10 protein-coding genes and 1 pseudogene are annotated in these 13,123 nt (G+C 33.0%); all 11 read right to left on the minus strand.

Going from position 1 to position 13,123, the window contains the following annotated elements; genetic code table 11:
* Positions 1-1,531 (minus strand): glycoside hydrolase family 16 protein (locus tag ABMA45_RS02210; protein WP_348029899.1); only part of this gene is annotated, 1,531 nt, incomplete at its 3' end.
* 295 nt (positions 1,532-1,826) lie between these two features.
* Positions 1,827-2,462, minus strand: coding sequence for a DUF5052 family protein (locus ABMA45_RS02215; RefSeq protein ID WP_022088250.1), 636 nt, complete (start codon positions 2,460-2,462; stop codon positions 1,827-1,829).
* A gap of 52 nt (positions 2,463-2,514) precedes the next feature.
* Positions 2,515-2,955 carry a large conductance mechanosensitive channel protein MscL gene (mscL, locus tag ABMA45_RS02220; RefSeq protein WP_348029900.1) on the minus strand — a complete coding sequence of 147 codons (441 nt, stop codon included), beginning with the start codon at positions 2,953-2,955 and terminating at the stop codon, positions 2,515-2,517.
* Between the two features lie 356 nt (positions 2,956-3,311).
* A complete protein-coding gene (locus ABMA45_RS02225) occupies positions 3,312-3,887 on the minus strand; it encodes a hypothetical protein (protein ID WP_022088252.1) in 576 nt (191 codons plus the stop codon).
* Between the two features lie 24 nt (positions 3,888-3,911).
* On the minus strand, positions 3,912-4,868 hold the full coding sequence (locus ABMA45_RS02230; protein ID WP_022088253.1) for a hypothetical protein: 957 nt from the start codon (positions 4,866-4,868) through the stop codon (positions 3,912-3,914).
* 461 nt (positions 4,869-5,329) lie between these two features.
* Entirely contained in the window at positions 5,330-6,175 is an 846-nt protein-coding gene (locus ABMA45_RS02235; RefSeq protein ID WP_022088254.1) for a MetQ/NlpA family ABC transporter substrate-binding protein, read from the minus strand.
* A gap of 138 nt (positions 6,176-6,313) precedes the next feature.
* A complete protein-coding gene (locus ABMA45_RS02240) occupies positions 6,314-6,973 on the minus strand; it encodes a methionine ABC transporter permease (protein WP_022088255.1) in 660 nt (219 codons plus the stop codon).
* Complete coding sequence (locus tag ABMA45_RS02245) at positions 6,963-7,994, minus strand: methionine ABC transporter ATP-binding protein (RefSeq protein WP_022088256.1); 1,032 nt, start codon at positions 7,992-7,994, stop codon at positions 6,963-6,965. The genes ABMA45_RS02240 and ABMA45_RS02245 overlap by 11 nt, the downstream gene beginning before the upstream one ends.
* A 270-nt stretch (positions 7,995-8,264) precedes the next feature.
* The gene (locus ABMA45_RS02250) at positions 8,265-9,176 is read right to left on the minus strand and encodes a LysR family transcriptional regulator (RefSeq protein WP_022088257.1); all 912 of its coding nucleotides are present in this window, start codon (positions 9,174-9,176) and stop codon (positions 8,265-8,267) included.
* A 138-nt stretch (positions 9,177-9,314) separates the two neighbouring features.
* Positions 9,315-12,320, minus strand: coding sequence for a discoidin domain-containing protein (locus tag ABMA45_RS02255; RefSeq protein ID WP_022088258.1), 3,006 nt, complete (start codon positions 12,318-12,320; stop codon positions 9,315-9,317).
* 301 nt (positions 12,321-12,621) lie between these two features.
* Positions 12,622-13,123: pseudogene (locus ABMA45_RS02260) on the minus strand (hypothetical protein); the annotation flags it as partial.

Genomic DNA, 13,123 nt, shown 5'->3' on the forward strand with positions numbered 1-13,123 from the left:
TAGCAGTTGTTGTTTCTGCAATTTTTGTTGTCGTTTCAGAAACCTTTGTTGTACCCGGTACTTTTGTTGTTATTTCTCCCGAGCTATCTGAAATAGTAAAATCTGTTACTTTTAAAGTCGTCCCTGCAGCTACTTTTCCAAGTGCAAATATAAGCTCTGCGTTTCCTTTTTCTGATGTTATAGTTCCTGCAAATATGTTTTTGCCATTTGTTAAAGTCTTTCTTTGTAATTCAATTCCATCCGTATCATTTTTAAGCAGAACTTCTGCACCTGCCTTATCAGACTCTATTGAAATGGAATAATTATATGTTTTCCCTGCATTAAGGCTAAGTGCATTTGTCTTTAGTTGTGCTCCCCATTCTTCGCTTGTATTGTTATTGCTTCCAATATAAACTTCCAAATCATTTAAATCTGTTCCGCCCTTATAATAGCCTGATGTGCCTGTCCAAGCGCCTGCGAACAAATAATTCCACTGCCCTATATTATGCATATTGCCATCATTATTAATTGAAGTCATACTTGAAAATCTGTTAGTTGTAGTTTCAGGCTGAGCAATGCCTTCTTTTTTATTCTTAATTGAAAATGAAGCATCATTTCCCTGAAAAACTCTTACATAATCAACATACATTGTAGCATTTGTAAAATTTGCACTTACAGTCTGATTCAAAGTAAATGGTGAACTATTGCTTCCTAATGCCAAATTTAAAATAATAAAATGGTCTCTCTGAAACTCATCCATTTGTTCACTTGAAATATTCATTGTCTGATAGCAAATACCATCAACATACCATTTCATACAATCCTCATACCATTCAATTGCATATGTATGCCAATTTTCAATTGTATCTATTGCTCCAAAACTTTTTGTTGTCTCACTACCCGCATAAACATGTTCATAATTAGTTGTACTTGGATTCCAATGTAGTGTACCAATTACCTGCGTTTCTGCATTTCTATGTTCCATAATATCAATTTCACCGCATGACGGCCATGGTGATGCACCATATGCGCCATTCCAATTATTACCACTCGCATTATAATTTTGACCTAACATCCAGAATGCGGGCCATACACCACTCTGGCTTCCATTTTCAACACGAAGCTTTGTTTCTATTCTTCCAAATTTACAATATTGTTTATTCTGAGTCTGAATACGACCTGATGTATATTCACTTCCCTCTTTCTGTGCCTTTATTGCAAGTGCTCTTCCGTCACTCGAACCCGAATCAGAAGATAAATCTGCAATGTAAACGTTATTCGTGCTATCCGTATAGCGCTGTAATTCATTATTTCCCCATCCATTGCTACCATGTCCAATATCATAATTCCATACACTTGTATCCGGTGCCTGACCAACAGTCTGATTAAATTCATCACTCCACACTAATTTCCATGAATTTGAACCCTGATTTGAATTAACTGATGCATCTGCATTAGAAGGTGTAAATACAATCCCTGATGTAACTAAAGCAACAGCTGTTATAAATGCAATTCCTTTTTTAAACATATTAAATAATCCTTTCTTTTTCATTTGTAAATCGTCTAAACCATTCTAATTTTACCACTAAACCATTTAAAATAAAGTATCTTTATTTTATAAAAGCTACATTTTTTATAGCAACGAGCCACGTTCTAAAACAAAACCCCTCAGGTGTAAGCCCGCTTACAAACCTGATGGGGTTTGTTTTAGAATATGGCGACTGCCTAAACGAAATAGATGCGCAGCATCTATGAGTTGGCTCGTTGCTATGTTGCTTTTCGTTTTCTAATACGACACTGCCTAAACGAAATAGATGCACAGCATCTATGAGTTGGCTCGTTGCTATTTACTGTATTAAATCTCTGTCGATAATCTGGAAATTTGCTCTATGTATATAAAGTGCTTTGCCATCAACCATAAGTTTAGTCGTCTTTGGCAAATCCTCTCTAACTTCCCAATAAACCTTTTCACCACTATAAGCACAAATAGGAACTCCCAACTGACTTTGAATAACAACCACCTGCGATTTTCCAAACTGATTCTTATACTTATTAATTACATTTGAAATAATTGCATTATCAGAAATTTTTCCATTTGATTTACTATTTATATCCGATAATGTAAATTCTGCATCAGGAGACAATCCTTTTTCTTCAAATATAATTGTGTCTCCACAGCTTTCCATTTGTTTTCCATCAACATTTAATGTAACTATTGATGATAAACCATAGCTTGTACTGTAACTTCCGTCACTTGAATCTATCTGTCCTTCTTCAACAACATTGCTTGTTAGTCCGATTTTCTGACCTGTTACAGTCAAAAACTTTTCACCATTATTATCATAGAAATAACATGAATAAGAATTTCCCGATAATTTTCCTTTAATATCATTTATCCTGCTATCAAATATTGAACAGCCTGTCATCACAACAACACTTGAAATAATCAATATCGCTGCAATCGCTCTTTTCATTTGTTTCATTTGTTTCTCCTTTTTACTCCTGTTCACCTTCAATTTACCTTCCCTTTGCGAATTAATTTTCCTTTAATTCACTTGTGCAATGTGGGCATCTTGTAGCCTCAATTGCAATTTCACTCTTACAATAAGGACATTTCTTTGTAGTTGGTGCCTTTGGTTCTTCTTTTGTTTTATAAAGAGCATTCATTCCTTTAACTATTAAAAATACAACAAATGCCATTATTACAAAATTAATTAATCCTGAAATAAACACACCAAAGTTTACCGTGGCTGCTCCTGCCTTCTGAGCCTGAGCAATTGTACCATAATGCTTTCCATCTAAAGCTATAAACCAATTGCTAAAATCAATTTTTCCTACAACAAGACTTAGTATCGGCATAATTATGTTATCTACAAGTGATTTAACTAAACTGTTAAATGCGCCACCTATAATAACACCTACTGCCAAATCCAGCATATTACCACGTACTGCAAATTCCTTAAATTCCTTTAACATTTTCTTCATCAGTATTTCCTCCTGACATTATAAATTTATATAGCGTTACACCTTAATTATACGATTGAAAAATAAGTCAACAATTATAAAAAATATTTTATATAAAATTCAGCATTTTAGCTAATTTACATATCAAAACGTTACATAAAACCCTATTAATCTGGTCAAAATTTATTACTTTTTAAAGAATATAATCCTCGAGATAAAAACATTTTTATCGTTTGTCATTTTTAAATAAAAAAGGTTCATTGAAATTTTATTTAGCCTCTCAAAAGTCAGACTTAAAAATCTAACTTTTCGTAAGTTATACAATTCATTGAACCTTTTTATTTTTTTATTTTGTTTTATTTGTTTCTCTATTTTACTTTCTTTATTTTGGACCATTTTCCATAAAGATTTACACCATTTTCTTTTCTATATCCTCGAACTTTTACATAATAAATTTTTTTATTTTTTATGTTTTTAATTGTAAAATTAATTTTATTTATATTTAAAGTTCTTGTTGCTTTCGCCTTAAATTTCTTTGATGTTGATATTTTTATCTGATATCCATTAACACCCTTTAAGACTTTAAGCTTAATCGATATTTTATTTGATGCTTTCTTTTTTATTTTTTTAATTTTGGCTCTTTTAATAGTTGCATTAACACATTTCTCATCAGATATAACAACTGTTGTTACATTAGTTTCTTCTTTTTGCTGTGTCGTTACTTTTTGTGTTGTCTTTTCTGTTTCTTTCTGTGTATCTGATTCATAATTAAGTGCTGTTGTTGTAAATTCATTCTGCCATGGGAAAGTTCCTTCATCACCATTCTTTTCTGTTTTAACTATTTCCCCGGCTCTTGCATTTGCAGAATACAACAATCCGCTTCCCATTATCACTGCCATAGCCAATAAAACCCATACATATGTTTTTTTACTAATATTACTCATGTCTTTCACCACTTAAAAGTCTGATTATTTATTCTTAACTTTCTTTACCTTACTCCATTTTCCATATACTTTCTTTCCATCTACAATCACATATGTTCTTGCCTTAACAAAATACTTCTTACCGGCTTTCAATTTTTTAACAACTGCCTTTGCCTTTTTTGTGTTTATTGTAACAGTTGTTTTCTTTTTAAATTTTTTGTTTAAAGAAACCTTTATCTGATAACCATTTACTCCTGCAACTCTTTTAAGTTTAACTGTTGCTTTTTTTGCTGATTTTTTCTTAATTGCTTTTTTGATTACAGGTACTGTCTGATTATTTACTGTATACACAGTTGCTCCGCCAATTGTAGTCTCTGTTGCTGTTGATGTAGAAATTGCAGAAGTTCCACCTACACTTGTTGGCTGTGCATTTGAGTTATTATTTGTTGTTACATTCTGTGTTGTTGTTTCCGATGCCTTTGTTGTTGTTTCAGGCGCTTTTGTTGTTGTCGTCTCTGGTACTGTTGTTGTTTCAGGTGCTTTTGTTGTTGTCGTCTCTGGCGCTTTTGTTGTTGTTTCCTGTGCCTTTGTTGTCGTCTCAGGTGCTTTTGTTGTTGTCTCAGGCGCTTTTGTTGTCGTCTCAGGCGCTTTTGTTGTTGTTTCCGGTGCTTTTGTTGTTGTCGTCTCTTGATGAGATGTTGTAAAAATATCTTCTCCCCAATTATCGCCATTTCCTTTTGTTGTAGCATCTACAGTTGTCGTCTCAGGTGCAGTTGTTGTGAATTCATCATTCCATGGGAATGTTCCTTCATCTCCATTGTTTTCAGTCTCACCTTCATAAAATTCTGCCTCCCAAGGAAGTGTCCCCTGGTCTCCATTAACTTCAGATATAGTTCTCTCTGCATATGTAACCTTATGTCCAAATCCACACATTACTGTTCCAACTAATGCAGTTGAACAAATTACCGCCATAACTTTTTTCCATGCGATTTTTGAAATCATTATTAATACCTCTCTTCTTCCATATAATTATTTTTTATTCTAACATTTATCGCTATAATATTCAACGAAATTTGATTTGGATGGTTGGATGTTGGATGGTTGGATGTTGGATGGTTGGTTTTATGGTTGTAGATTGTGATTTGTAAACTAATATATGGACATATGTTGGTTTGTATATTGTAGATATATTAATTTGTGGGTTCACTTGTTATTTTTATACTTATTTGCCCTACAAAACTTGTTTTTTCCTATTCTGTAGAGCTTCATGGCTTCCTGTAATTCATTTTATAATTACTTCTTTATGATTTCATTTCATTCTTTTCAAAACAAAAATAGGTAAAGGATTTAATTATTAAACAAATCAATATCTAATCCTCTACCTACTTTATTTTATTAAAAGTATAACTCTAAATTTCTGATTATATCTTCATATGACACCATATCATTCTAATATTATATGATTATTCCCCATCGTATGCAATAACAGCGCCCTGATATTTTTCTTCAATAAACTGCTTGATTTCATCTGATTTCAAAACATCAACCAATGCTTTAATCTTTTCGCTATCTTCATTTCCTTCTTTTACGGCTATTACATTTACATAAGTTTTAGCTGCTTCTGAGTCTGATTTTTCATAAGCTAATGCATCTTTGCTTACTGTGTAATTTGCCTCAAGTGCATAATTTCCGTTTAATACTACAAATGCTGTTTCATCTACAACTCTTAGTACCTGTGCTGCTTCTAATTCTACAATTTCAACATCATACGGATTTTCAACAATATTGTTTACTGTAGCTTTTATGCCTGCTCCATCTTTTAATTTAATTATGCCATTATCCTGTAATAATAAAAGCGCTCTTGCTTCATTTGTTGTGTCATTAGGAACTGCAATCTTGTCACCTTTAGCAATATCCTTTAAATCTTTTTTTGTTCCCGGATAAATTCCAAATGGTTCATAATGAATCTTTCCTGCAATTGCAAGATGTGTTCCTTTTTCTTCATTGAACTGCTCTAAATAAGGAATATGCTGAAAATAGTTTGCATCAAATTCTCCACTTTCTACTACGTTATTTGGCTGAACATAATCATCAAATACTTTTACCTCTAATGTGTAACCCTTCTTTTCAAGCAAAGACTTTGCCTCTTCTAGAATCTCTGCGTGAGGTGTTGCTGAAGCTGCAACTGTTATCTTTTTATCATCACTTGCCTTTGCTGAATCTTTACTATCACTCTTTGCTCCGCATCCTGTTAATGCTCCTACTGCTAAAATTCCTGTTAATACTACTGCTAAAATTTTCTTTCTCATATATTTTTCCTCCTATTCTCAAACTTAAAAGTTATTAACTATTTGTTATTTAAAATTTGTTTATATTAATTAATTTTGCAAAATTGTTTAAGTTATTAATTTATTTTTACTAATTAGTTTTTTATTTTATATTTTTGTCTATTTTCTTTTATCAAGTCTTGATGCAACTACCATTCCTACTGACTGAAACACCTGCACAAGAACTACTAATAACATAACTGTTACAATCATTATTGCTGAATCATATCTGTAATATCCATATCGAATTGCAATATCACCAAGGCCTCCGCCTCCGACAGTTCCTGCCATCGCTGAGTAACCAAGAATTGTACCTATTGCAATTGTTGCTCCTGTTATAAGGGATGTCCTTGATTCTAAAATCATTACCTTAACAACTATTGTAAAATCATTTGCTCCCATAGCTCTTGCCGCTTCTATAACTCCATAATCTACTTCCTTTAATGAAGATTCAACCATTCGTGCTATAAATGGGATTGCTGCTACTACCAACGGTACAACTGTTGCCGACGAGCCATAACTCTGTCCCACAATTAATTTTGTTAATGGAATTACTAAAATTAACAAAATAAGAAAAGGAATACTTCTTACAATATTTGCTATTATGTCTATCACTTTATATGCAGCTCTATTTGGTTTAAGCCCATCTTTGTCAAATACTGCTAACAACACCCCCATCGGCAGTCCAAATAAATATCCAACGGCTGTAGACAACAATGTCATATAAAGCGTTTCCAATATTCCATTCAAAATCATATTGTTTACTTCACTACTCCACATAATTGTCCACCTCCTCTATCTCTAAACCTCTTTCTATCAAATATTCTTTCATCTTTTCTACATTATTGCTATCTTCCTGAAATCCTAATATCATTTCTCCTTTAGCAACTCCACCAACATTTTTAGTATTAGCTTTGAGAATATTTACCGGTTCATTAAATTGTAAAATCATATTTGCAATTACAGGTTCAAATGATGAATTTTCTGAAAATACAATTCTTACATTCTTCCCTTTGCTGATTTTTGCTGCCACCTTTCCTGTATTTTCAATATCATTTCCCAAATCTCTGCTAATAAGTTCTCTCGCTACATCTGATTTAGGGTGTGTAAATATTTCTGATACTTTTCCATCCTCAACAACTTCCCCTGACTTCATAATTGCTACATGCGAACAAATCTCTCTGACTACTGACATCTGATGTGTAATAATTACAATCGTTATTCCAAATTTCTGATTTATCTCTTTAAGCAAATCGAGTATTGATGCTGTTGTCTGCGGATCTAAAGCACTTGTTGCTTCATCACAAAGAAGAATTTTAGGATTTGATGCCAATGCTCTTGCAATTGCAACTCTCTGTTTTTGTCCTCCTGAAAGCTGAGCCGGATATGCTTTTGCCTTATCACTAAGTCCTACAATTTCAAGTAATTCTTTTGCTCTTTTTCTAGCCTCTGTCTTTTTCTTCCCATGTATATAAAGTGGAAAGCATATATTTTCAAGAACACTCTTTTGCATAAGCAAATTAAAATGTTGAAATATCATTCCGATATCTTCTCTTTGCTTTCTAAGTTCTTTCTTAGAAAAACTACCAAGTTCTTTTCCTTTAATAAAAATTTTTCCCTCTGTTGGTTCTTCCAAATAATTAATACATCTTACTAATGTACTTTTTCCTGCACCGGACATACCAATGATTCCATATATATCTCCCTGCTCTATTGATAAATTTACATTTTTCAAAGCTTGAACATTTCCATCTTTTGTAGAATATGTTTTACTTACATTTTGAATTAATATTTCTGACATGCCCTCACCTCATTTCCATTTTCAATCTAATCAGCATATATATATTTTTCTGTATCTAATCAACTTGTTTTATTAATATAATTAAATTAGCACTTTCTATGTACTTTTTTAACTTTATTAAGTTATTATATATTGTGACTTAATTTTCTTTGTTTCAATTGTTTTATTCCTTATGTTTTCAAAGTATAACACCTTAGTAGAAATTGTGCTAATCGAAAAAAAATACAGCTTGTTATAGGTTTTGTCTATAGCAAGCTGTAATTAATCATGTTATTCTAATGCTTTATCTTTAAATTTACTTATTTCTTCCAAATATTTCCTTCCCAAATGACTTACCGTTACTCCTTTTCTTACGATATAGCCTATAGTCATTATTTCATCTGACTTTAACTTTACCGCACAATACTCTTCTCCATTTAATTCCTCACAGATAATTCCTGAGCATAGTGTATATCCATTAAGCCCAACCATAAGATTAAGAAATGTTGCTCTGTCATTCGCCTTAATAAGCCTTTTATAACTATAAGTACTTAATACTTCTTCTGCGAAATAAAACGAATTATTTTTTCCCTGATCAAATGATAAGCATGGATATTCTTCAAGTTCTTCAAGCGTAACCTCTTTTTTATTTGCCAATGGGTGATTTTTCCACAAATATGCATATATATGACACTTTAATATTTCATGAAATTCAACACCTGATTCCTTAAAAAGCTTAGTTAACACTTTTTTATTAAAATCATTTATATATAAAATACCGATTTCACTTTTGAAATTTTTTACATCTTCAATTACATCATAAGTTTTCGTTTCATGAACTTCAAACTCGTATTCATCCATACCAAACTGCTTTACCATTTCCACAAATGCACTTACTGCAAATGTGTAATGTTGCATTGATACACTGAATTTTTTCTTTGATTCTTTTTTATCAATATACTTATTTTCTATTAAATTGTATTGTTCAACTACCTGTCTGGCGTATCCAATAAATTCCTCTCCCTCAGGAGTAACTGATATTCCTCTATTAGTTCTTCTGAATACTTCTATTCCGACTTCTTCTTCTAATTCTTTAATAGCCGCAGAAAGACTCGGCTGTGATATGAACAGATTTCGAGCCGCTTCATTCATTGAGTCTGAATTAGCAACTGTTATTGCATATCTTAACTGTGTTAAAGTCATAACTCCTCCTACTTTATCAAGTTTCTTTTTTCAATGACTTCATTTTAACATATTTTTTCCTTATGATTCCATACAATTAATAAAGCTACCGACAGAAACTGTGCCGATAGCTTTATAGATTTATGAAATATTTAGAAATTAATTATTTTTTACTTTTACTACTTTGCTCCACTTGCCATATACTTTGCTTCCACTTACTTTCTTGTAAGCTCTTGCTTTTACGTAATATGTCTTGTTAGCTTTTAATTTCTTAACTGTTACTTTTACGCTCTTTGCATTAACTGTAACTGTTGTCTTCTTAGCAAATTTCTTGCTTGTTGATACCTTAACCTGATATCCTGCTGCTCCATTTACCTTCTTAAGTTCAATTGAAGCTTTCTTTGCTGATTTCTTCTTTGTAGCTTTCTTAATAGCTGCTTTCTTAACTGTAACTCTTGAAGGAGCTGCTGCTGTTGTTGCTGCTGTTGTTGCTGTTGGTGTTGGTACTGCTGTTGTTGGTACTGCTGTTGTTGTTTCAGGAGCCTTTGTTGTTTCAGGAATATCTTCAATTACACCTTCTGCTGTAATTTCTGTATCTTCCTTGATTTCAATCTTGTATGTTCCATCTTCTGCTACAACTACTTCTACACCATTAGCTTTAACAACCGGCTTACTATCCTTTGTATATCCTGCTGCTAATTCAAGCTTAACTGTATACTCTGTTCCGTATACAACACTTGCTTCATCTTCTGTTGTTAATGTATATCCTGTTCCATTTGTTAATGTAACATTTAACTTTCTACCTGTTCCAACTTCTACTTCTGCATCTTCAGATGTATTGTAATTCTTGCTGTCAGCATATCTTACAAAATACTTTCCTGCTTTTACATTTGCAATTTCTGTTCCTGTAACTGCTGTATATTCTTCTTCACCTTCAGCTCTATATTCCATTTCATCTGTAACGCCTGTAATCTTACCATCAGCATTTTCTTCTAATGTAGATGCAACTGATTCAATTCCTTCAGGTGCAGTTCTGTCTGCTTTAGTAATTTCAAATTTAACTGTCTTTGTTGTTGCCTTAGCTTTGTTATCATCACTCCAGTAATAATTGTCAGCATCTTTTAATGTAAGTTCAACATCATATGTTCCTACATCAACTCCACCTTCATTCTTTGTTACTGTGTAATCATCTGTATCTTCAATATCTGCTACAACTGTTTCACCTGTATATGTCTTACTTTCAATTACAGGTGCATCAACTGGAGTTTTTGTTGTATAAACTTTAGCATCATCAACTGTTACATTTAAGCCTACACCGATTTCATTAATTACATAACCCCATCCGTTGCTACCGCCTGAAACAGAAATCTTAACGTATCTTACTCCTGCTTCTGTGTAATCACTTAATTTATCTAAATTAATAATATTTAAGTCAGCTGTTCCTGCATTGTCTTTCTTACATGAATAACCATTATTTTCTGCTACAGTTGTATAGTTTTCACCATCTAATGAAAGTTCAACCTTAGTATCTGCTGCATATGTTCTTGGATTAGAATATCCTAATATTAATTTTTCAAACTGTGATGGAAGATACGCATCTCCTAAATCAAGTACAACACTTGCTTCTTCTCCTGCAGCTGTTCTAATTGCAGCGCCACTATCTTCACCACTTGCAATGTTTCCATCAATTGCAACGCCTGCATTTTCAAGTGTATATCCGTCATTGTAATATGATGAAATGTCTATTATCTTAGCTTCAGGATTATTATTAGTGTTTGCAATATTATTTGCTCCTGTAACTAATTCAGAGATATCTGTAACTTTTACTGTTTCTGTTGCTTCAATCACATCTGAAACATCCATATCATCACATACGGCTCTTGCTGTAATTGTATATTCACCTGCATCAACACCTGTTGCTGTGTATGACTTTCCGGCTTCAACATTATCACCAATTACCTTGTCACCTGCATATACCATATATTTATATCCTGCTTCAACCTGACCTTCTGCTGCTTCAACAGAATATGTAATAGAATTGTATGCATCAGATGTTGCTGTAACTCCTGCAGGAGCAGATGCCTTTTCCATTTCTACAGGTCCCTGTGGATTTTCTGAGAATACAGCAATTTCTGTAATCTGTGTTCCCCAGTTAACTGCCTGATTTACATTTATTCTTACTTTTCTAACATTTCCCTTAAGGCTATCTTTGTCAAGTACCTTAGCGACCATGTACTGAGAGCCATCTTTCTGGTCTGTAGATGCTCCTGCCGGGTATTCTGTTACAGATGCAACCGTCTTAAATGTTGTATCCCCGAACTGAATATCGAATCCGTTTGCCGGATATAATTCTGCCTGACCATTTCTAAACCATACTACTACTTCATCAATACTTGAAGCTGCATATGATTGTCCTAAATCTACTTCAAAATATCCCGGTGTTTTAACACCAACATAATTACCATTCCACTTATCCCAAATACCATCTGTAAGTGTTGTTGAATCATTGTTACCTTCTTTATAATTACTTACTGATGATGATTTCTGATATGCAAGGTTTCTATCTGTTGTAAGCCATCTTACTTCATCACTAACCGTTGCCTCTTCAACAGTAACATCTGTTACAGTAAATGTCTGTCCCGCCTTAACTACGCCACTAAGATCTTTAGTAACCTTAATCTGTCCGTTTTCATCAGCTATTGTCGTTTCTTCCCATGAATTTTCTGTTCCATCAACTGTATACTTAATATTATATTTATAGAACTTTCCACCTTCTAAATTACCAAAAACCTTTTCAAGCTGTAGTCCCCAAGCCTGGGCTACAGTATTTATAACATATACAGATACTGTTTTCTGTCCATCAGCTCCATCTTTAGCTGCTGCTGAAACTCCTGACCATGAATTGCCTGAATACAGATTCCATTCTGAACCATCTACATCATTCTTGTCTCCAACTTTGTAGATTAAATTCTCTCCCAATGGATTCCATCCTTCATTAAGTAAGGTATATCCTTCAGGAACAGCTACTTCTCCATCCAATAAAGCAATTCCATATTGATCTGCCGCACTAACATTCTTTACCTGATAGCCTGTAGCGCTTGTAACAACCATTGCTGCCACAAGACCATATGAGCAGGCTAACTTAATTCCTTTCCTAATTTTCATTTTATTGTCTCCCTTCATAATGTGCTACACATTTATTATGTGCCCCAATGTTGTTTTAAATTTTATCATAATTATGTGCACATTTCAACAATATCACAGTTTAAAAAACATTTTTATTGTGCACATTGCACAACGTATTTAATTTTCTTATATTTGTTATTTTATTGTGCAAAATACACAAGTACTGAACATTTTATGACTATTTTAAGCCATTTTATTTACTTTTTTCACAAATAAAAATAGTTCAAAAAAAAGGAGAGTAGTAAAAACTACTCTCCTAAATTAGTTTGGTTGTATTAAATTACTTGTTCGCTATTTTTATTACTTTACTCCATTTACCATATACTTTGCTTCCACTTACTTTCTTGTAAGCTCTTGCTTTTACGTAATATGTCTTGTTAGCTTTTAATTTCTTAACTGTTACTTTTACGCTCTTTGCATTAACTGTAACTGTTGTCTTCTTAGCAAATTTCTTGCTTGTTGATACCTTAACCTGATATCCTGCTGCTCCATTTACCTTCTTAAGTTCAATTGAAGCTTTCTTTGCTGATTTCTTCTTTGTAGCTTTCTTAATAGCAACTTTCTTAACTGTTACTTTTGCTGGTGCTACTGTTGTAGCAGGAGCTGTTGTTGGTGCTACTGTTGTAGTTGTTGCTGTTTTTGCAGTTGTTGTTTCAGCTGACTTTGTAGTTGTTTCTTCCTGAGCCTTTGTTGTCTCAGGAGCTTCTGTTGTTGTTTCTGTATTTTCTGTTGTTGTTTCAGGGTCTGAAATTTTTGTAATTTCAGGTGCAAAGAATTCGATT

It is taken from the genome of Eubacterium sp. CAG:156, from assembly GCF_000434315.1.
GTDB lineage: Bacteria > Bacillota > Clostridia > Lachnospirales > Lachnospiraceae > Eubacterium_U > Eubacterium_U album.

Excerpts from the sequence above, each read along its gene's own strand:
- ABMA45_RS02215 (WP_022088250.1), bottom strand. The coding sequence starts at position 2,462 with ATGAAACAAATGAAAAGAGCGATTGCAGCGATATTGATTATTTCAAGT.
- mscL (WP_348029900.1), bottom strand. The coding sequence starts at position 2,955 with ATGTTAAAGGAATTTAAGGAATTTGCAGTACGTGGTAATATGCTGGAT.
- ABMA45_RS02225 (WP_022088252.1), bottom strand. The coding sequence starts at position 3,887 with ATGAGTAATATTAGTAAAAAAACATATGTATGGGTTTTATTGGCTATG.
- ABMA45_RS02230 (WP_022088253.1), bottom strand. The coding sequence starts at position 4,868 with ATGATTTCAAAAATCGCATGGAAAAAAGTTATGGCGGTAATTTGTTCA.
- ABMA45_RS02235 (WP_022088254.1), bottom strand. The coding sequence starts at position 6,175 with ATGAGAAAGAAAATTTTAGCAGTAGTATTAACAGGAATTTTAGCAGTA.
- ABMA45_RS02240 (WP_022088255.1), bottom strand. The coding sequence starts at position 6,973 with ATGTGGAGTAGTGAAGTAAACAATATGATTTTGAATGGAATATTGGAA.
- ABMA45_RS02245 (WP_022088256.1), bottom strand. The coding sequence starts at position 7,994 with ATGTCAGAAATATTAATTCAAAATGTAAGTAAAACATATTCTACAAAA.
- ABMA45_RS02250 (WP_022088257.1), bottom strand. The coding sequence starts at position 9,176 with ATGACTTTAACACAGTTAAGATATGCAATAACAGTTGCTAATTCAGAC.
- ABMA45_RS02255 (WP_022088258.1), bottom strand. The coding sequence starts at position 12,320 with ATGAAAATTAGGAAAGGAATTAAGTTAGCCTGCTCATATGGTCTTGTG.